Here is a 19,952-nt window from a genome sequence, read left to right as displayed (position 1 = left end):
CCGCCGCGCCTGCCGTCAACGCAATCGCCGTCCTTTCAATCCATGTGCTTCAACCCGACCCGCAGATAATCCCATCCGGTCACGATCGTCAGCGCCGCCGCGCCCCACAGGCTGGCCAGCCCGATCACCTTGATCCACGCCTCGCCGGGCAGCGCGCCTGCCAGAATCAGCCCGCCCAGCGATACCAGCTGCAAGGTCGTTTTCCACTTCGCCAGCCGCGACACCGGCAACGACACCTGCAATCCCGCCAGGAACTCGCGCAAACCGCTGACCGCGATCTCGCGCAGCAGGATGACCAGCGCGGCAATGATATGAACGCCGGTGATCGCCGCGACATCGTCGTGGCGCGTTCCGACCAGCATCAGGATCACCGCCGCCACCATGATCTTGTCAGCGATCGGGTCCAGGAAGACCCCCAGCTTCGACACCGTTCCCTGCGCGCGCGCCAGGTAACCGTCGAAATAATCGGTGATCCCCATCAGGCAGTAGAGCGCAAAGGCGATGCCGAAGCCGAGCGGCCAGCTCGGCCACCACAGGAACGCGACCAGCAGCGGCACCGCGACGATCCGCGACAGCGTCAGGATGTTGGGCAGGGACAGCATGAAGGCGACGTGGACCCGCGGGCCTTGCGACGCAAGCGCCGGGTGGCAGGATCGCCGACGAAAAATCGCCGTTGGATCGCGCGCATGCAGCGGCTATGGCCGGGCGACTGCCAACAATCCGGGGGCCCGGTCCCGCGTCATGATCAATGCCCTCGGGCTCCTGAAGCAGCGGCGATTCCTGCCGCTGTTCACCACGCAATTTCTTGGTGCCTTCAACGACAATCTCTTCAAGACCTCGATGGTGTTGTTCGCCACCTACGAGATCTTCGCCGACGAGACGCAGGAGAGCTTCTTCAACGCGCTCACTGCGGCGCTGTTCATCCTGCCATTCTTCATCCTCTCGGCTTTGTCCGGCCAGCTCGCCGATTCGACCGACAAGGCGCGCATCATCCGGCTGGTGAAGACCGTAGAGATCGCGATCATGGCGGTCGGCGGCGCCGGGCTGATGCTGGCGCGTACCGGCGCGGTCACGCTGCCGCTCGTGCTCATGCTCGCTGCGGTGACGGGTCTGGGTGTCCACTCGACCTTCTTCGGCCCGATCAAATATGCGATCCTGCCGCAGCATCTCGAAGAGGACGACGTGCTTGGCGGCACGGGCCTCGTCGAGGCGGGGACGTACCTCTCCATCCTGCTCGGGACGATCGTCGCCGGTTTCGTCTATCACTCGCCGCTGCTCGTCGTGCTGCTGACGATCGGCGTCGCGCTGCTCGGCTGGCTCAGCGCGCGCGCGGTTCCGCCCGCGCCGCGGCTCGGGCCGAAGCTCGCGCTGGACTACAACCCCGCGCGCGCGTCGTGGCGGCTGATCGCCGAGACGATGCACATCCCGCGGCTGTTTCTCGCGATCTGCGCGATCAGCTTCTTCTGGACGATCGGCTCGGTGCTCATCATCGTCTTCCCGCCGCTGGTGAAGAACGTGCTGACCGCCGACGCCAGCGTCGCCAGCCTGGTGCTGGCCGTCTTCTCGATCGGGGTCGCGATCGGGTCGGTGGTCATCAACCTCATGCTGCGCGGGCAGATTTCGGCACGCTTCTCCCCCGCATCGGTGATCGCGATGGGGGTGGCGGTGCTCGCCTTCTGGTGGGTGGTCGGGCTGTGGACCCCGGCGCCGCGCGGGCAGCTGTTCGACATGGTTGCGTTCATTCACCAGCCGCATGCGGTGCCGGTGCTGCTCGCGCTGCTTGGCGTCGCGATCTTCGGCGGCATGTTCGTGGTGCCGCTCTACGCCTTTCTGACGACCACCGTTACCAAGGACCATACCGCGCGCACCGTGGCGGCGAACAACGTCGTCAATGCCGGCGCGATGACCTTCGGCTCGATCGCGGTCGCCGGGATCACCGCGCTGGGGGTCACGCCATCGCAGCTGCTGCTGGTCGTCGTCGGCATGTGCGGCGTCTCCGCCCTGCTGGCGCAGCGGCTTCACCGCGCCTGCGACTGAGGCGTCAGAAGATCATCGTCGAGAAGCTGACGAAGAACGCACCGAAGCTCAGGAAGAACAGACGGATGTCGTTATCCCCTGCGGTCGCGTCGCGCGGCGGCGCGGGCGGCGGCGGCAGGATACGGCGCATCGGGTGTCCCGCACCCTCGTTCGTCAGGACCAGTCGGCGTTGCATGGCAATGTCTTAACGCGTCGTTTACGAATTGGGCCACTATCGATCGCGCCGCCGGTGTGTCGCGGCGGGACAGCTACGGAGAGACCGCCATGCCGCTCTACGCCTTCAAGGGACAGCGCCCTACCCTGTCCCCTGGCGCCTGGGTCGCCCCCAGCGCCGACGTGATCGGCGATGTGGTACTGGGCGAAGATGTCGGCGTGTGGTTCGGCGCGGTGATCCGCGGCGACAACACCACCATCGTGATCGGCGCGCGCAGCAACGTGCAGGAGGGGGCGATGCTCCATTCCGACCCCGGCGCGCCGCTGACCGTCGGGGAGGATTGCACGATCGGCCACCATGCGGTGCTGCACGGCTGCACGATCGGTGATCGCGTGCTCGTCGGCATGGGCGCGATCGTCCTCAATCGCGCGGTCATCGCGCCCGACTGCATCATCGGCGCCGGCGCGTTGGTGACCGAGGGCAAGAACTTCCCGCCGCGCTCGCTGATCGTCGGCAGCCCGGCGCGCGCGGTTCGCGAACTCGACGACGCGGCGGTCGCGGCGCTGAAGCTGTCGGCGGCCCACTACGTCCGGAACGCTCACGCCGCGGCCGAAGGGCTGGAGCGGGTCGACTAAATCCCTCTCGAAAACCGACATGCCCTTCCGTGGCGTCAGTCTTGCCACGCCCCTGCCCGCCCCACATAACCCCGCGCCATGTCGATCCCCGCTTCCCTGTCGCGCCTGCGGCTGCCCGTCATCGGCTCGCCGCTGTTCATCATCTCCAACCCCGATCTGGTGATCGCGCAGTGCAAGGCCGGGATCGTCGGCTCGTTCCCCGCGCTCAATGCGCGCCCCGCGTCGCTGCTCGACGAGTGGCTCCACCGCATCACCGAGGAGCTCGCCGCGCACGACCGCGCTCACCCTGACGCTCCCGCGGCGCCGTTCGCGGTCAACCAGATCGTCCACAAGTCCAACGATCGGCTCGAGCTCGATCTCGCCACCTGCGCCAAGTGGAAGGTGCCGATCACCATCACCTCGCTCGGCGCGCGCGAGGAGCTGAACCAGGCGGTCCATGCCTGGGGCGGCATCACCCTCCACGACGTCATCGACGATCGCTTCGCGCGCAAGGCGGTGGAGAAAGGCGCCGATGGCCTGATCGCGGTCGCCGCCGGCGCGGGCGGTCACGCCGGTCGGCAGTCACCCTTCGCGCTGGTGCAGGAGGTCCGTGCCTGGTTCGACGGCCCGCTCGCGTTGTCGGGCGCGATCGCCAGCGGCGGCGCGGTGCTCGCCGCGCAGGCGATGGGCGCCGACTTCGCCTATATCGGCTCTGCCTTCATCGCCACCGACGAAGCGAATGCCGACGCCCGCTACAAGCAGGCGATCGTCGACGGGCGTGCCGCCGACATCGTCTATTCGGACCTGTTCACCGGCGTCCACGGCAACTACCTGCGCGCCTCGATCGTCGCCGCCGGGCTCGATCCCGACAATCTGCCGCAGGGCGACCTCACAACGATGAGCTTCGCCTCGGGCGGCGCGGCCAAGGCGTGGCGCGACATCTGGGGATCGGGCCAGGGAATCGGAGCAATCGGCACGATCGTCCCCGCCGCCGAGCGCGTCGCGCAACTCGCCGCCGAATATCAGATGGCGCGCGAACGCCTGCTGCGCGGAGCCGACTGACCGATCACGCTCGACGGCGCGGCGCTACACCGCCGGACGATGGGGGAACACCGCTCGATGTGCGCCGAGGGCGGCACCGGCCCGCCGAACCCTGCGGTCGCGGTGCGGATCGCCGGGGGTTCCGAGGCCGAACCGACCCGGACAGTACCGCCGTCGGTCGGTGAAGACCACCGAAGCCGGCGGTCGCGCCGCTACGATGGCTATCGCGCCAGCCATCCGCCGTCGACCGCCAACACATGGCCTTGAACGTAACCCGCCGCGTCGGAGGCGAGGAACACAGCCGCTCCCCCCAAATCCGCGGGCCGGCCCCAGCGCCCCGCCGGGATGCGTTCGATGATGGCGCGATTGCGGTCTTTGTCCGCCTGCAACGCCGCGGTGTTGCTGGTCGCGATATAGCCGGGCGCAATGGCGTTGACGGTCACGCCGTGCCGCGCCCATTCGTTGGCGAGCAGCTTCGTCAGCCCCCCCACCCCGCTTTTCGAGGCGGTATAGCTCGGCACGCGGATGCCGCCCTGAAAGGTCAGCATCGAGGCGATGTTGATGATCCGTCCGCCGCCCGCGGCGATCATGTGCCGGCCGGCGGCTTTGCTGAGGAAGAACACCGACTTCAGATTGGTGTCGATCACCGCGTCCCAGTCCGCCTCGGTGAAGTCGACGGCATCGGCGCGGCGGATGATCCCGGCGTTGTTGACGAGAATGTCGAGCCTGCCGAGCGCGTCGATCGCCTCCGCTACCACCCGCTCGACCGGTTCGATCGTCGACAGATCGGCATGGATCAGCGCCGCACGCCGCCCGAGCGCGCGGATCTGCGCGGCGGTCTCCTCTGCCGCGGTACGCCCGACGCAGGCAACGTCGGCTCCCGCCTGCGCCAGTGCGACGGCGATCGCCTGACCGATGCCCGTGTTCGCGCCGGTGACGATCGCCACGCGGCCGGTCAGGTCGAACGGATGGTTCAGCGGAGCTGACATATGTCGCACACGTCCATGTCGTTGTAATCCTGGTTCTCGCCCGCCATCGCCCAGATGAAGGTATAGTTGCTGGTCCCTGCGCCCATGTGCACCGACCACGGCGGGCTGATGACGACTTCCTCGTTATCGACGACGATGTGCCGCAGGTCGTCGGGGCGACCCATGTAGTGGAAGACGCGATTGTCGTCCTCCAGGTCGAAATAGAGATAGATTTCGCTGCGCCGCTCGTGGACGTGTGGGGGCATGGTATTCCACACCGATCCCGGCTTCAGTTGCGTGAGGCCGAGGCATAGCGATGCGCTGGCGCACAGATGCGGCAGCACCAACTGGTAGATGGTGCGATCGTTCGATGTCTCCAGGCTGCCGCGCTGCATCGGATTGGCGTCGGCCAGCGTCACCTTGCGCAACGGAAACGGCGCGTGGGCGGGAACGCTGAGCAGGTAAAAACGCGCCCCCTCACCCGCGAACGTCACCTCCGCGGAACCCATCGGCACGTAGAGCGCCTCGTAACGCGCGAGGTCGAACGCCTGTCCGTCGACCGTCACGGTGCCGGTACCGCGCCCGATGTTGACGACGCCCAGTTCGCGGCGCTCAAGCAACGGGTGCCCCGCCGCGCTGGCGGGTTCGCTGTGAGTCGGCAGCGCCAGCGCGCCCGTGCCGGGCACCGCACCGCCGATGATGAAGCGCTCGCCATGCGAATAGGTCAGCACGATCTCGCCGTCACGGAACAGCCCGCCGACCAGATAGCGGTCGCGCAGCGCCTGGTTGGAGGCACCCTCCATCATGTCGGGATGGGTGGCGTAATAGGTTTTGGCGTACACGTCGGTGCTCCTGTTCAACGGGCGCGGTCGAGCTGCGCGATCTGCGTCGCCGCCAGCAGGAAGGCACCCACGCCGTAATATTGCGTTTCCTGCGCGGCGACCTTGTCAGGCCGGTCGCTGACCTGTTGCACCCAGCCGAGCCGTCCGTCGGGCTGGACCGATCGTTCCAGCGCCGCCCAGCCGCGCTTCGCGACCGGCGCATAGTCGGCGCGCGGCAGGACGCCGCTGTTGACGCCCCACGCCATACCGTAGGTGAAGAAGCCGGTGCCACTCGATTCCGGCGGCGACCCCTCGGGCGCAAGCAGTGAAGGTGCCCAATAGCCATCGGGCTTTTGCAGCGTCTTCAGCCTGGCGGCCATCTCGCGGAACAGCGCCTCCATCCGCACGCGATCGGCGCTGCCTTTCGGCAGCAGCGGGATGATCCGCGCCATGCCGGCAAAGACCCAGCCGTTGCCCCGCGCCCAGAATTGCTTGCGGCGCTGCGCGTCGCGGCGCTCGAAGAAGCGGCTGTCGCGGTAATAGAGCCGCTCGACCGGATCGAGCAGGAAGTCGGTGGTGGCCCAGAATTCCCTCATGGCGAAATTGCGGTAGCGCGGGTCGCCGGTCTGGCGGCTGAGCTCCACGAGCGCCGGCGGCGCCATGAACAAGGCGTCGCACCAGCACCAGCGCGTCAGGCATTCGGTCGCGCCATAGCCCTCCGGCGGAACCACGAACGCCAGCGTGGTGACCGCGGGCTTGTCGATGATGCGGTCGAAGGTCGCCTTGACCGAGGCGAGCGCCTGTGGCGGGGCGCCGTGCGCGGCGGCCCAGAGATAGCTTTGCGTGATCGTATGGTCGTCGGCGAAATAGGGCTTTTCGCCCGGCCGCCAGCCGCTGGCGCGGCCCATCGCCAGGATCGCGTCCTTGATGCGCGGCGGGGCACCGGCGTCGGCGAGCGCGGTCATGCCGATCCAGAACACCGCCGGTTCCCAGGCGCGCCTGTCGCCGCTGCGTGGATTGACGTCCATGTGCGCCAGTTGCCAGTCGGCGAGCTTTACCGCCTGCGCGATCGGCCCCTGCTGCTGCGCCGCGGCCGGCGCGGCGACCGCCGCAATGCTGGCGGCGATGGTCAGATGTCGAAAGATCATGCGGCGCTCTCCAGAGATTCGAAACGAGCCGGGGCAAGCCGGGGGCTGATGACGTGCAGGGACAGCAATGCCAGCAGATAGGCGCCGCCCGCCACGGCGAAGATCGGCGCGTAGCTGCCCGAGATGCCGAGCACATGACCGACGAACTTGGCGATCAGCATGCCGCCGATCGCGCCCGCCGTGCCGCCGATCCCGACCACCGAGGCGACCGCCTGGCGCGGGAACAGGTCGGAGGGCAAGGTCAGCAGGTTGGCGGAGAACGCCTGATGCGCGGCGGTGGCGAGCCCGATCAGCCCGACCGCGAACCACAGCCGGTCGACATATTGGACGGTGACGATCGGCAGGACGGCGAGCGCGCAGCCCAGCATCACCGCCTTGCGTGCGGCGTTGGCCGACCAGCCGCGCCGCAGCAGGCGCGACGAGGCCCAGCCGCCCAGCACGCTGCCGCCATCCGACAGCAGATAGATCGCGACCAAGGGCGGCCCGAACGACTTGAGATCGAGCCCGTAGCGCTTGGCGAGAAAATCCGGCAGCCAGAACAGGAACATCCACCAGATCGGATCGGTCAGGAACTTCGGCACCGCATAGGCCCAGGTTTCCCGGACCGCGAACAGCCGCAGCCACGGAATGCGGCGCACCGGCGGCGCGGAATCGCTGCGGATCAGCGCCAGTTCCTGCGGCGACACGCGAGCATGTTCCTCGGGCCGCCGATAGATCGCGACCCAGGCGATCAGCCAGAGCACGCTGAACGCGCCGGTGGCGATGAACGCCATGCGCCAGCCGTAAGCGAGCGTGATCGCGGGCACCAGCAGCGGCGTGGCGATCGCGCCGACGTTCGCGCCCGCATTGAACAGCCCGACCGCAAAGGCGCGCTCGCGCTGTGGAAACCATTCCGCGACCGCTTTCAGGCCGGAGGGGAAATTGCCGGCCTCGCCCAGCCCCAGTGCGAAACGGGCGGCGGCAAACTGCGTGACGCTGCTGACCAACCCATGCGCGACATGCGCCAGCGTCCAGAAGGAGAAGGCCAGCGCATAGCCGACCCGCGCGCCCAGCCGGTCGACCAGCCGCCCCATGACAAGGAAGCCGGCGGCATAAGCGGCCTGAAACCAGAAGACGATGTCGGCATATTGCGCCTCGCTCCAGCCTAGATCGCGTTGCAGAACCGGCTTGAGCACGCCGATCATCTGTCGATCGATATAGTTGATCGCGGTGGCCGCAAACAGCAACGCGCAGATCGTCCAGCGATAGCGACCGGAGCGCGGTGTCGTCATGGATCAATCGCTCCCGTGTGAAAAAGGGAGCGCGCGAGCGATCGCGCGCTCCTGAGGGGGACGGTCAGAACTTGCCGCGGATGCCGAACGAGATCGTCGTGCCGTTGAAGAAGGAATTGTCGCGGCGCGACTTGCCGTTGCCCTTCGGCTGATCCGGATTCTCGTAATAGATGTACAGGTTGGTGTTGGTGATGTTCAGCGCGTCGACGCGGAACTCGAATTGTTCGTTGATGCGATAGCTGACCGTGCCGTCGAGGAAGCCCTGCGGCGCGGTATAGACGATCTGGTCGTTGCCGTTGTTGACCGAACTGTTCCCGGCGCGGGCGCGATAATTGTACGATCCGCGGATGGCGAACGGCCCCTTTTCGTAGAAGGCGGTCGCACTGTAAGAGTAATCCGGCACCGACGAGATGCTGACCCGCGTCCCCTTGCTGGTCACGAAGTCGTTGCCGTCGCGCCAGACCTTCGTGAAGCTGCCCAGCACGCCCAACCCGTCGAATGGCGCGGGCAGGAAGGTGAGGTTCTGTTGATAGGCGAGCTCCAGCCCCTTCAGCTCCAGCTTGCCCTGGTTCTCGACGGTCGTGACGTTGAACGGCTGATCGGGCTGGATCGTGCCGGTGTCGCTGCCGGTCAGTGAGCGGCGGTCGAACAGATCCTGCGACAATTGCAGCGAACTGAAGGGTACGCCGAAGATCGTCACCGCCTGCGGCGTGTCGCGCAGCGACTTCTTGAACGCGCCCAGGCTGAGCACCGCGCCCGGCTGGAAATACCATTCGGCGCTGAAATCATATTGCGTCGCGGTCTGCGGGCGGAGGTTCGGGTTGCCGACCGTCACGTCGGCGTTGAAGCGGTTGGGGATGGCGATTCCGCTGGCGATATCGACCAGCGCGGAGCGGGTGATCGTCTTGCCCGCCGAGCCGCGCACCAGCACCTTGGGCGTAATGTCCCATGCCAGGCTGAGCGACGGCAGCCAGTTCTGGTAGCCGCCGCGCCGCTGCCGCGGGCCGAAGGCGCCACCGCCGGTCGGTGCGAAATTGTCGATGATGATTTCGGTATCGGCGTAGCGCATGCCGACGTTGCCGCGCAGGTCGCCCTGCCCCAGCGGCAGCTTCATGTTCGCCTCGAAGAACGCCGCCTTGACGTTCTCCTGCGCGCGGAATTTGGAATTGAGCTGCACCGGCGCGGCGGCATTGGCGCCGTTCGCGTCGAGATAGTCCATCACGAAGGCGCGCGGGAACGTCGCGAATTGCGACGGATAGCCCGCGTTGCCGCCGTTGCCGATCGCGCCATAGGGGAGGAACGGCACCATGCGCGCGAAGACGTCGATCGTCGCGAAGGTCCCGCCACCCGGCAGCGTTCGCGAGCGGGCGATCGACGTACCGTCGCGGCGCTCGACCTGCTTGATGCTGGTGACGTAGCTGGCGCCGAGCAGCGCGGACCATTCGGCGCCCGCAAATTCACCTGCCTCCCAGGTCGCGACCAGTCGTGCACTGCGCTGTTCGTCGAGTTCGCGCGCCGATCCGAAGCCGAGGCTGGGGTCGGTGAAGCTGCGCGGATCGGTGAACGAAATTGGCGAACTGATCGTCGGGTAGGTGACGTTGACCGTGGGATCGAAGGTGGTGCGGATCGAATAGATGTTCGACACGATCCGATTGCCCGACGAAAACGCCTCGCTCTTGTTCAGATTGCCCTGCGCGGCGATCTTCAGCGTATCGGTGGCGTTCCATACCGCGCGCGCGATGCCGTATTTGAACTCGGTCTTGGCATCGCGATAAAAGCTTTCGGTCAGGATCGAACTGTTGTCGAAGGTACCATAAAGATTGTTGAACTGGTCGATCTTCACGTCGACCGGGATCAGCCCCGATTTCGTGCCACGCCCCGGCAGGCTGGTCGATCCGGGAACCGTGCGACCGTTGCGCACCGGCACGCCGAAGGTGAACTCGTCGTTCACGTCGGTCAGCCGCGAATAGATGCCGTCCAGGCTCGCCTCCAACCGGTCGCTTTTATATTGCAGCGACGCGACCATGCCGAGCCGCTGCCGCTCGTTGCTGGACGTGAAGATGCGGTAGAAGCGCGGCAGATAGGCGTTGGCGACCTGTGCGCGGGTCAAGCCTCCGAGATTGGCGAGCGGACTGTCGAGATCCAGCGCGAACGGGAACGTTCCGGTGGTGTTCGGCGGCGGGGCCGGGGACAGATACCCGGGAGCGGCGAGCGCAGTTGAGTTGTAGCCGCCGGTCGACTGGAAACCCGACCGCTCGTTCACGTTCTCGGCATAGGCGACGCCGAACAGCGCACCGAAGTTGCCGATGGTATCGCTGACGAGCAGCGAACCCCGCGGCCGGATCTCTCCTGATTCCGTGTTGTAGTTCTGCGCGAAGCTGTAGCGAACGACCCGCCCTTTGCTGTCGAACGGACGCGGGGTCTGAAGATCGACATTGCCGGAAATGCCGCCCTCCTCAAGGTTGGCGAGCGGGCTCTTGTAGATGTCGACGCGGCCGAACAGCTCGGAAGGGAATACGTCGAAGTTGAAGGTACGCGACGAATTGCCGACGCCGCCGGTCGAGGTGGTACGCACCGGCGCGCCGTTGATGGTAGTGACGGAAAAGGACGGACCGAGCCCGCGAATGCTGATCTGCTGGCCTTCGTTCGACGCGCCGTCGCGCGACAGGAAGATACCGGGGATACGCTGGAGCGATTCGGCGACGTTTGCTTCCGGGAACTTGCCGATGTCCTCGGCGACGATCGAGTCGCGCACGCCGATCGCCTCGCGCTTCAGCTCCAACCCTTCTGCAAGGCTGCGGCGGAAACCGGTGACGACGATATCGTCGGCCGACGTGGTCGTATCATCAGGCACCTGCGGCTCGACTTGCGCAGTCGCCGGCACGCCCGACGACGGTGCGACGGGCTCGGTCGACGTTGATTGCGCCGCAGCAGGCGCTGCCACCAGCGTCAACGCAATGGCATGTGCGGACGCCATGCCGATGAACAACGACCTGCCCACGATAACCCCTCCTGCTATGCCGCTCCGGGCGGCTTATGAGCAGGTTATCATACAACTTTGGAACCGCGTCAAGTTGGCGATGCAGTCGCGTCGGAAAGATTTGAGACCTCGCTCAACTCGGTATGGCGGCTCAGGCTTTCCTGCATGTGGTGACGCGCCGCATCACGTGCACCGTTCGGATTCATTCGTACGATCGCATCGACGATCGCCTCATGCTCGGCCCGCACCTTCTCGACATAGGCGCGCTGCGCCGCGGGCGGTTGGTCGCGCAAGTACAGGTTGCGTGGCGGAACGAGGCGAACGCCCAGAAAGTCGATCAGCTTGACGAACATCTCGTTCTGCGTCGCCCCCGCGATCGCGGCGTGGAAGCGCGAGTCCGCCGCTGCGGAGGCGACCGGATCGTCCGCAACCGCCGCCATGTCGCGCAGCGCAGCCCGCATGGCCGAGATATCATCGAGCGTGCGCCGCGACGCCGCAAACGCGGCCATCTCCGCCTCGACCGACAGCCGGACCTCCAGCAAGCGGATCACGTCGGCCAACTCGCTGACGTCCCGCCGAGTAATCTGAAATGCCTGGTAGCGCGCCTCGTCGGACACGAACACGCCGGACCCCTGGCGCGCGACCGCCATCCCCTGCGCTTCCAGACGCGCCACCGCTTCGCGCACCACGGTACGGCTGACCTTTTCGTCCTCCGCGATCTCCTTCTGCGTCGGCAGGCGCGATCCGGGCGGCAACTGGCCCGACCGAATCCGGGCTTCCAGTTTGACGTACAGCGCATCCGCCAGCGACATGGTCTTGGTCATACCTCTCCTTATCAGCGTCGCCGCCGCGCCCCCATGACAAAGCGACACCTTGGCAAAATAGATATGAAGCGCTAGGTTATCGTACAACATTGCCGAAGCGGGAGGATGGGTTGGCGAGTTTCGGGCGCACGGCTGCGATCGCGGCATCATGGCTGCTGTTGGGCACCCCTGCGAGTGCGCAGGAACCCGCACCGTTGCCGGTCGCGACGCCGCTGCCGCCCCCACCCGATCGCGGTCGTCATGCCGTCGTCCTTCTCGCCGACTATCGCTACGGCGACCTGCTGTGGGAGAACGACCGCACCGCGCATCGCATCTATGGCCATGCGCTGGAGGCCGCCGAGCCGCCGTCGGGGTCGGGCATCGACAGCTGGGGCAAGAACGTCGCGTGGCCCTTCGCCGATCGCCAGCTACGCACCGGCGACCAGCACGCCTTTCACGGTGAGGGAATCGACTTCTACAATGTCGGCACCACGCGCGGGGCCGGCGGCCTCGGCATTTGGCACGACAACAAATTGTGGACGTCACGCAACGTCGTCCGCCACCGTTTCCTCGCAAGTGGCGGGGACCGTGCGGACTTCAGCGTCGATTATGCGCCGTGGCCGGTCGACGTCGGTCGCACGGCGTGGGAGACGCGGCGCTTCACGCTGCCGCTTGGCACGCATTTTACGCGCATGGTCTCGACGATCTCGTCCGATCGCCCCGGCCCGTTGCTGGTCGGCATCGGCATCGGCAAACGCACCACCGGACAGGGTGCCGGGGAGTTGACTGTCGATCGCGCGCGCGGGCTGCTGTCATGGTGGGGACCGGACGATCCTGGTCACGGCCGCATGGCGATCGCGTTGCGCGTCGATCCGCGGATGATCGCCGACATCCGCGCCGACGCCGACAATCATCTGGTGCTGCTGCGCGTCACGCCGGGAAAGTCGTTCGTCTATCACTCGGGATCGGCGTGGAACCACGGAGAAGGCGGTTTCCGCACTCGCCGGCAGTGGGACGATTATGTCGCCAACGCCGCGCTCGACTTTGCGATACCCGCGGCAGGACGGTAACGATGCAGGTGAACCGACGCACGCTGCTGGGGGCAGGACTGACGACAGCCGCACTGGCATCGACTGCGGCGTCGGCGCAAGCGACCACGCCGGCAAACGCCTCGCTGCCGGATGGCGCGACAGATCGCGCCGACGCGATCGCGCTGCTGCGGCGCATGGCCGAACCCGTGCTGGGACGCATGTCGCGCGGGCGGTTGCGCGCGGAGTGGACGCCGGAGCTCAGCCCGACCTGGGATGGTCGCAACCCCGGCGTCGCCTATCTGGAGGCGTTCGGGCGGTTGATCGACGGCATCGCCCCCTGGCTGGCACTGCCCGACGATGCGAGTGCCGAGGGACGGCTGCGCGCCCGGCTGCGCGCGCAGGCGCTCGAAAGCTACACGCATGCGGTCGATCCGAAGAGCCCGGACTATTTGCTGTGGCGCGGGCATGGCCAGGCGCTGGTCGATTCCGCCTATTTCACCAGCGCGCTGCTACGGGCACCCGACGCCTTGTGGAAACCGCTCGACGCCCGAACCAAGACGCGGATCGTCGAAGAGATCAAGGGGCTGCGCCACGTGTCTCCGCCCTATCAGAACTGGCTGCTGTTCGCCGCGATGAACGAGGCATTCCTGTTCTCGATCGGCGAGGCCTGGGATCCGATGCGGGTCGACCTGACGGTCAAGAAGATGCTCGAATGGTATGTCGGCGACGGCTGGTACGGCGACGGCGAGCGGTTCCACTTCGATTATTACAACAGCTACGTCATCCACCCCATGCTGGTGCAGATCCTGTCCACGCTGGCCGCGGGCAAGCCGAGCTTCAACAATCTGCGCCCCGCCGAGGAACTGGCGCGCGCGGTGAAGCGCGAACAGCGCTATGCCGAGCATCTCGAACGCATGATCGCACCGGACGGCAGTTATGCGGCGATCGGCCGTTCGCTGACCTATCGCACCGCCGTGCACCAGCCGCTCGGGCATCTGGCATGGCGCGGCGAGTTGCCGGATACACTGCCCCCGGGACAGGTACGCGCCGCGACCATGGCGAGCCAGCGGCGCATCTTCGCCGATCCCAGCAACTTCACCGTCGACGGTTTCCTGACGATCGGCTTCGCACGCCACCAGCCGACGTTGGGCGATATCTATTCCAATGCCGGCAGCATGTATATCGCATCGGAAAGCCTGATCGCGCTCGGGCTTCCCGCAGATCACGCTTACTGGACCGTCCCGCCGCAGCCCTGGACGATGCGGCGCGCTTTCGCCGGTCAGGATTTTCGCAAGGACTACGCGGTCGCTTACTAGATGTTAGGGTCGAGACCCATCGGTCGTCACCAAGCGGTGACAGTGGGTAAGAGGGCAACGGCCGAGAAGAAGGGACAGGCGCGCTTGGTGCATCAGGCCAGCGCAGTCCGCTGCGTTGAAGAAGACGGTGCCGATCGAGACACGGGAGCAAACCTCCTTCACAGCTGACATCTTACCGCGCGAAGCGACCCAGATGAAGCGCAGCAGGTCGCCTCGTGCGCGGGTTGCAGTGGGCTGCGCTGCTCGCGCGAGGCACACGCCCGACGAAATCGACGCGGACCATTCCAGATCAACGCGGCGCTGCGCCTCGCGTGTCAAGTTGCGCGCATGTTTCCGGACGCTTCTCCGCCGCCACGGCCGTTGCTTCTGCTCGCCGAGGCCGAGCCGTTCCGCGCCGATTATCTAGGCCATGCGCTGCGAGACGCGGGGGCGCTGCTGCTCGGGCCGGTGCGTGCGGTCACGGAGGGGCTGGCGTTGTTCGCCAACCTGCGCGAGCGCCCCGCCGCCGCGATCGTCAATCTCCGGCTGGGCGACGGCACCGCGCTGCCGCTGCTCGACGTGCTTGACGCCGCCGGCGTGCCGCTGCTGCTAATCGGCGAGGCGGGAATGACGCCGCCGCCGCATCTCGCCGCGCGACCGTGCCTGCTCGCGCCTTTCGCCTCCTACCAGATCGTGGCGGCGGTCCGCGCACTCGCCGTCCCCCTGTCGCCGCCGCTCGCGCCGGCCCCGCTGGTCGAAGGCGTACGGCACGGCTGACGCCGCAAGAGCGACCGCGGGGCAACAAACCCGGCTTCACATCGTGGTCGGCGCGAGGGGAGAGAGAGGGGCGTGCCGAGGCTCGCCCGGTACCGGAAGGATCGAACACTCAGTAGTTCGGCCACAGCCCCGGCGTGGCGATCTCCAGCACGTGACCGTCCGGGTCGTTGAAATAGACGCTTCGCCCGCCCGCGGGCCAGTGGATCTCGCTCAACTCGGCTATGCCATGCGCGCGCAGATGATCGCGCCAGGCGTCATAATCCGTCGTCGCGGTCTTGAACGCCATGTGGAGCGGACCGGCGCCGTCGTGCCCGGGGATATGACCGTGCGGCGTATCCTCGCCTTCCGTCGACTCGCCGCGCGCGAAGATCAGCAATACGCTGGCGCCCCCCGCGTCGAAGGCGGTAAGCCGCTCCTCGTCGCGCAGGATCGTCAGGCCCATGACGTCGCGAAAGAAGGCCACCGAGCGCGCCTTGTCGCCGACATAAAGCGCGGTCTCTAGCACTCCGTTGATCTGCGGCATCATCGTCTCCCGTTCGGCATCAGCGCGCCGCCGCTGCCTTCAACGGCCGGATGCGCCGAGGCGATCCGTTCGACCGTTCGTCGCCGGGCTAAGCGACCCGCGCCGGAAGCGCGGCGGCTGCCGCGGCCGCGTCCGCAAGCGCTTCGTGCGACGGACGCAGCAACAGCAGGTTGGGCGTCGGCACCTCCTGCCCCGCATGTCCGTGACGAACGCGCCACTCGCCGCCGGCGCGATCGATCAGCAGGTCGAGCGCGGCGCGCACCACGTCGGGCGCGTAGGTCGGCGTCGTCGCTTGCGGTACCGCGGGCCTCTCGGCCGCGAACACGTCATCGGCGACAACCACCAGCGTCGCCGGCGCGCCGCGCGGCGGGCGGGTCGGCGCGTCGCTCCAGTTCGCCTCGATCCGCAAGCGCGGTCGCACAGGCGACACGCCGGCTTGGCGCGGGTGCCCGTCGAGGTCGATGACGGCCCATGCCTCGGCCGCATCGCTGTCACGATCGCCGAAGACCATCGGGATGGCGCGCTGCGCGCAGGCTGCGGCGACATGGGGCGCGAGCGCGTCGCTGCGCCCGAGCACCAGCACCGGCGGCACCACGGCGCCACCGCGATCGCGGTCCGGCCGCTGCGCCCCCATGGTCGCCGGGCGCGGCACGGGGGCATACGCGAGCCGCTCGGGCCGCCGCCACCAGCCGGGCGCATCGACCAGCGGATCGCGTGCGCCACCCGACACCAGCGCACGCAGGAGCGGCACCATCGCGGTCGCGCGCGGCACGCCAGACGAGACGTCGTACACGCCCGGTTCGTACAGCCCGCCGCCAGTCAGCAGCGTATTCCATCCCTGGCTACCCAGCAGCGACCAGCAGGTGACCGCGCGCAGGTCGACTCCCTCGGCGCGCAGTGCCAGCGCGTCGTCCCACGCCTCCGCCATCCAGCGCATCTGCTCCTCGCGCGTGCACCCGTTGTGCACCTCCGTCACCGCCAGCGGCAGGCGATAGCGTGCCCAGGCCTCGCGCAGCACGCCCGCCAGACCCGGCGCGCCTGGCTGGAGCACCCGCACCGCCTCGACATCGGCGAAGCGCTGGCGACCGTTGCCGCCGTGCGTGTGGGATGGATAGCGCGCGACGCGGTGGTCCAGAAAGCGGTCGCTGGTCAGGTAGTGATTCACCCCGATCACGTCGGGCGGGCACGGCGCCGCCGCGATCGCGTCGAGCCGCGCGGCGAGGCCCATGTCGCTCAACCGCGCGTGCAGCGGATGACCCGGCACCACGCGGCCGCAAAGCAGGTCCCACGTCGCCCAGCGGCGGACGTTATCGAACGCCACCTGATCGCGCGTCGCGACGGTGCCGAAGCTGCGACCCAGGTCGTCGGTCTGGATCAGGCGCGCGCGTGGATTGACGGCGCGTATCGCCGCCATCGACCGCATCGTGCCGTCGACCTGATTGATCAGCGCGCGCCAGAAGTCGCGCTCGTCGCGGCGGTGCGGGTACCAATGTCCGTAGAGCGCAACGAACCGTGCCGTGGTCAGCGGCTCGTTGACCGGGGTCCAGTCGTCGATCCACGGGTAACGTTCGGCGGTGGCGCGCGCGTAGTCGGCCAGCAGCGCGGGGAAGCTGTCGTCGAGCAGGTCGGTGTACCGCGGCCCCGATCCGTGGTGGACCAGCCCCGCGATCACGTCCACGCCGCGTGCGCGCAACCGCTCCAGCCGCGCGTCATACCAACCATAGTCGCGCGCCTCGGGGCGCTCGGGCGCGACAATCTCCCAATGGATCGGGTAGCGTAGCGCACTGACCCCGAGATCGGCGATCAGGTCGATATCGTCGGGGCGATCGCGATGCCCCAGCAGCGCGAATTGATCGGCGTAATGATCGCCGATACGATTGACGGTACATTCCAGACCGCCCCATAGTTCGAGTTCGCGCACGCTCCGGCTCCTCTGCCCGATCTCGCCGCCAACGTTCTTCCCCACCCGCCGTTTCCTTCGCGGTGCAAAAACGCCGGGAAGATCTTTAGTATAGATCCAAGTTTATCAAATACTTCTGCCGGAACACAGAGTGATGTTGCCGAGTTTCCCAATGTGTCCGAACCATCGGGAGACTCCTCCGTGACCCTGCCCTCGTCCCCCCTGCCGCACCAGGATCGCCGTGCGACCGCCGATGACGACGAGGGCACATTGATCTGCTTCAGCCACTTGCGTTGGGACTTCGTCTTCCAGCGACCGCAGCATCTGATGAGCCGCTTCGCCCGCGCGCGACGGGTGCTGTTCTGGGAAGAGCCGGTCTTTGCCGCAGCGCCCGGCGAACCTCGGGTGGAGCAGCGCCGCTGCGCCGACACCGGCGTGACGGTTTGCACCCCGCATCTCCCCGCCGGGCTCGACGATGCCGCGGTGTCCGCGATGCTGCGCGACCTGCTCGAGACGATGATGGCAACGCCGCGCGGCCCCGTGGTCCGCTGGTATTACACGCCGATGATGCTGCCCTTCTCGGAGCATCTCGCCGCCGACTGCATCGTCTACGACTGTATGGACGAATTGTCGCAGTTCAGGAACGCGCCGGTCGACCTGCTGCCGCTGGAGCAGCGACTGCTCGACCAGGCCGATCTGGTCTTCACCGGCGGCCACAGCCTCTATGAGGCCAAGCGGACGCGCCACGATGCGGTGCACGCCTTTCCGTCGAGCGTCGACGTCGCGCATTTCGCCGCCGCACGCGCCCCCGGCGCGACGCCGGCGGACCAGCGCGACCTGCCCGCGCCGCGGCTGGGCTTCTACGGCGTCATCGACGAGCGGATGGACCTCGGCCTGCTCGCCGCGCTCGCCGACGCGCGCCCCGACTATCAGATCGTGATCCTCGGCCCCGTGGTGAAGATTTCGCCGGACGACCTGCCGCGTCGCGCCAACCTCCATTATCCCGGCGGGCGCGACTATGCCCAGCTTCCCGACTATCTGCGCGGCTGGGACGTGGCGCTGATGCCCTTTGCCATCAACGAGGCGACGCGCTTCATCAGCCCGACGAAGACCCCCGAATATCTTGCCGCGGGTCGGCCGGTGGTATCGACCCCGGTGACCGACGTGGTGCGCAGCTACGGTGACGTGCCCGGCGTGTTCGTTGCCGCCGATGCGTCGACCTTCGCGGCGGCCTGCGACGCCGCGCTCGAGCTGGCGCGCGCGCCCGATCGATGGTTGCCGCAGGTCGACGCGCTGCTCGCACGCGGATCGTGGGACCAGGTGCAGCGCGACATGGCGACGCTGATCGACGAAGCGGTCGCGCGCAGCCGGCATATCCAGCCGATCGTCTCGCCGGTCGCCTGGCCCGTCACGACCCGCGAGCGCTACGACGTGATGGTCGTCGGCGCGGGCTTCGCCGGCGCGGTCATGGCCGAGCGGCTCGCCGCCGGCTCGGGCAAGCGCGTGCTGGTGGTCGATCGCCGTCCGCACGTCGCGGGTAACGCCTTTGACCATCTCGACGCGGGCGGCGTGCTGATCCACCAATATGGCCCGCATATCTTCCACACCAATTCGGGCGAGATCGTCGACTATCTGTCGCGCTTCACCGATTGGCGGCCGTATGAGCACCGCGTCCTCGCCGACGTGCGCGGCACCCTGGTGCCGATGCCGATCAACCGCACGACGCTCAACCTGCTCTACGGGCTGGAGCTGGGGAGCGACGCCGAAGCCGCCGCCTTCCTCGCCAGTCGCGCCGAGCCGGTCGAGGTGGTCCGCACCTCGGCCGATGTGGTGATCTCTGCGGTCGGACGCGACCTCTACGAGACCTTCTTCCAGGGCTATACCCGCAAGCAATGGGGTCTCGATCCGTCCGAGCTCGACAAGTCGGTCACCGCGCGTGTGCCGACCCGCACCAACACCGACGACCGCTATTTCGCCGACAGCTTCCAGGCGATGCCACTCGACGGCTATACGCGCATGTTCGAGCGGATGCTCGACCATCCCAACATCGACGTGCTGCTGGGCGTCGACTATCACGAGGCGCGCGACGCCTATCCGCACGATCATCTCGTCTTCACCGGGCCGATCGACGAATATTTCGGCTATCGCTACGGCAAGCTGCCGTATCGCTCGCTGCGCTTCCAGCACGAGACGCTGGCGCAGGGGTGGCACCAGCCGGTCGCGGTGGTGAACTATCCGTCGCCCGACGTGCCCTACACGCGCGTGACCGAATACAAGCATCTCACCGGGCAGCAGGCGCCCAACACCAGCATCACCTACGAATATCCGAGCGCCACCGGCGATCCGTACTACCCGATCCCGCGCGCGGAGAATCAGGAGCTGTTCAAGCGCTACGAGGCGCTGGCCATCGCCGAGGCGGGTGTGAGCTTCGTCGGGCGGCTCGCCACCTACCGCTACTACAACATGGACCAGGTCGTCGGGCAGGCGCTCGCCACCTACCGTCGGCTGGCGGAGCGCTGGCGCGAGCCGGACGCGTCGAAGGCGGAGCCGCTGCTCAGCCCCGCCGCGGCCTGAGCGACGGAACCGTAG

At 67.4% G+C, this 19,952-nt stretch carries 17 protein-coding genes; 7 read left to right on the top strand and 10 right to left on the bottom strand.

Annotated elements, in window-relative coordinates; genetic code table 11:
- Nucleotides 1–35: 35 nt before the first annotated feature.
- Nucleotides 36–602 (bottom strand): CDP-diacylglycerol--glycerol-3-phosphate 3-phosphatidyltransferase, encoded by a 567-nt coding sequence (gene pgsA, locus J2Y58_RS02025; protein ID WP_310097931.1) that lies wholly within the window; start codon nucleotides 600–602, stop codon nucleotides 36–38.
- Between the two features lie 139 nt (nucleotides 603–741).
- Here pgsA and J2Y58_RS02020 point away from each other — a divergent pair, with 139 nt between their 5' ends.
- Nucleotides 742–2,037, top strand: coding sequence for an MFS transporter (locus J2Y58_RS02020; protein WP_310097928.1), 1,296 nt, complete (start codon nucleotides 742–744; stop codon nucleotides 2,035–2,037).
- A gap of 4 nt (nucleotides 2,038–2,041) precedes the next feature.
- On the opposite strand, the gene J2Y58_RS02015 is transcribed toward J2Y58_RS02020, so the two are convergent.
- Entirely contained in the window at nucleotides 2,042–2,212 is a 171-nt protein-coding gene (locus J2Y58_RS02015) for a hypothetical protein (RefSeq protein ID WP_310097926.1), read from the bottom strand.
- Nucleotides 2,213–2,301: 89 nt separating this feature from the next.
- Here J2Y58_RS02015 and J2Y58_RS02010 point away from each other — a divergent pair, with 89 nt between their 5' ends.
- Together J2Y58_RS02010 and J2Y58_RS02005 are read left to right on the top strand one after the other, a co-directional pair.
- Complete coding sequence (locus J2Y58_RS02010; protein WP_310097923.1) at nucleotides 2,302–2,826, top strand: gamma carbonic anhydrase family protein; 525 nt, start codon at nucleotides 2,302–2,304, stop codon at nucleotides 2,824–2,826.
- A gap of 78 nt (nucleotides 2,827–2,904) precedes the next feature.
- Complete coding sequence (locus J2Y58_RS02005; protein ID WP_310097920.1) at nucleotides 2,905–3,867, top strand: nitronate monooxygenase family protein; 963 nt, start codon at nucleotides 2,905–2,907, stop codon at nucleotides 3,865–3,867.
- 200 nt (nucleotides 3,868–4,067) lie between these two features.
- Here J2Y58_RS02005 and kduD read toward each other — a convergent pair whose 3' ends face one another.
- The 6 genes from kduD to J2Y58_RS01975 all read right to left on the bottom strand — a co-directional run bounded on the left by kduD (nucleotide 4,068) and on the right by J2Y58_RS01975 (nucleotide 11,858).
- The gene (gene kduD, locus J2Y58_RS02000) at nucleotides 4,068–4,823 is read right to left on the bottom strand and encodes a 2-dehydro-3-deoxy-D-gluconate 5-dehydrogenase KduD (RefSeq protein WP_310098352.1); all 756 of its coding nucleotides are present in this window, start codon (nucleotides 4,821–4,823) and stop codon (nucleotides 4,068–4,070) included.
- Nucleotides 4,820–5,656 (bottom strand): 5-dehydro-4-deoxy-D-glucuronate isomerase, encoded by an 837-nt coding sequence (kduI, locus tag J2Y58_RS01995; protein ID WP_310097918.1) that lies wholly within the window; start codon nucleotides 5,654–5,656, stop codon nucleotides 4,820–4,822. The genes kduD and kduI overlap by 4 nt, the downstream gene beginning before the upstream one ends.
- Before the next feature lie 14 nt (nucleotides 5,657–5,670).
- Nucleotides 5,671–6,783: a glycoside hydrolase family 88 protein gene (locus J2Y58_RS01990; protein ID WP_310097915.1), complete on the bottom strand. Its 1,113-nt coding sequence runs from the start codon at nucleotides 6,781–6,783 to the stop codon at nucleotides 5,671–5,673.
- Nucleotides 6,780–8,054 (bottom strand): MFS transporter, encoded by a 1,275-nt coding sequence (locus J2Y58_RS01985; RefSeq protein WP_310097913.1) that lies wholly within the window; start codon nucleotides 8,052–8,054, stop codon nucleotides 6,780–6,782. Before J2Y58_RS01985 ends, J2Y58_RS01990 begins: the two co-directional genes overlap by 4 nt.
- A 64-nt stretch (nucleotides 8,055–8,118) precedes the next feature.
- A complete protein-coding gene (locus tag J2Y58_RS01980) occupies nucleotides 8,119–11,055 on the bottom strand; it encodes a TonB-dependent receptor (protein ID WP_310097909.1) in 2,937 nt (978 codons plus the stop codon).
- A gap of 68 nt (nucleotides 11,056–11,123) precedes the next feature.
- On the bottom strand, nucleotides 11,124–11,858 hold the full coding sequence (locus tag J2Y58_RS01975) for a FadR/GntR family transcriptional regulator (RefSeq protein ID WP_310097906.1): 735 nt from the start codon (nucleotides 11,856–11,858) through the stop codon (nucleotides 11,124–11,126).
- A 110-nt stretch (nucleotides 11,859–11,968) separates the two neighbouring features.
- On the opposite strand from J2Y58_RS01975, the gene J2Y58_RS01970 reads away from it, so the two are divergent.
- From J2Y58_RS01970 to J2Y58_RS01960, 3 genes are all read left to right on the top strand, one after another.
- Nucleotides 11,969–12,907, top strand: a complete 939-nt coding sequence (locus J2Y58_RS01970) for a DUF4861 family protein (protein WP_310097903.1) — start codon at nucleotides 11,969–11,971, stop codon at nucleotides 12,905–12,907.
- A gap of 2 nt (nucleotides 12,908–12,909) precedes the next feature.
- Entirely contained in the window at nucleotides 12,910–14,184 is a 1,275-nt protein-coding gene (locus J2Y58_RS01965) for a DUF2264 domain-containing protein (RefSeq protein ID WP_310097901.1), read from the top strand.
- Between the two features lie 327 nt (nucleotides 14,185–14,511).
- Complete coding sequence (locus J2Y58_RS01960) at nucleotides 14,512–14,940, top strand: hypothetical protein (protein ID WP_310097898.1); 429 nt, start codon at nucleotides 14,512–14,514, stop codon at nucleotides 14,938–14,940.
- 109 nt (nucleotides 14,941–15,049) lie between these two features.
- Here J2Y58_RS01960 and J2Y58_RS01955 read toward each other — a convergent pair whose 3' ends face one another.
- The gene (locus J2Y58_RS01955) at nucleotides 15,050–15,463 is read right to left on the bottom strand and encodes a VOC family protein (RefSeq protein ID WP_310097895.1); all 414 of its coding nucleotides are present in this window, start codon (nucleotides 15,461–15,463) and stop codon (nucleotides 15,050–15,052) included.
- Between the two features lie 88 nt (nucleotides 15,464–15,551).
- Complete coding sequence (locus J2Y58_RS01950; RefSeq protein ID WP_310097892.1) at nucleotides 15,552–17,429, bottom strand: family 1 glycosylhydrolase; 1,878 nt, start codon at nucleotides 17,427–17,429, stop codon at nucleotides 15,552–15,554.
- 135 nt (nucleotides 17,430–17,564) lie between these two features.
- Between J2Y58_RS01950 and glf the strand changes: the two genes are divergently transcribed.
- On the top strand, nucleotides 17,565–19,937 hold the full coding sequence (gene glf / locus J2Y58_RS01945; RefSeq protein WP_310097889.1) for a UDP-galactopyranose mutase: 2,373 nt from the start codon (nucleotides 17,565–17,567) through the stop codon (nucleotides 19,935–19,937).
- Nucleotides 19,938–19,952: the final 15 nt, after the last annotated feature.

Origin of the sequence: Sphingomonas sp. BE138 (genome assembly GCF_031456125.1) — a bacterium.
Classification (GTDB): Bacteria; Pseudomonadota; Alphaproteobacteria; order Sphingomonadales; family Sphingomonadaceae; genus Sphingomonas.
The sequence above is the reverse complement of the archived record's forward strand: the minus strand, read 5'-3'. Positions and strand labels throughout refer to the sequence as shown.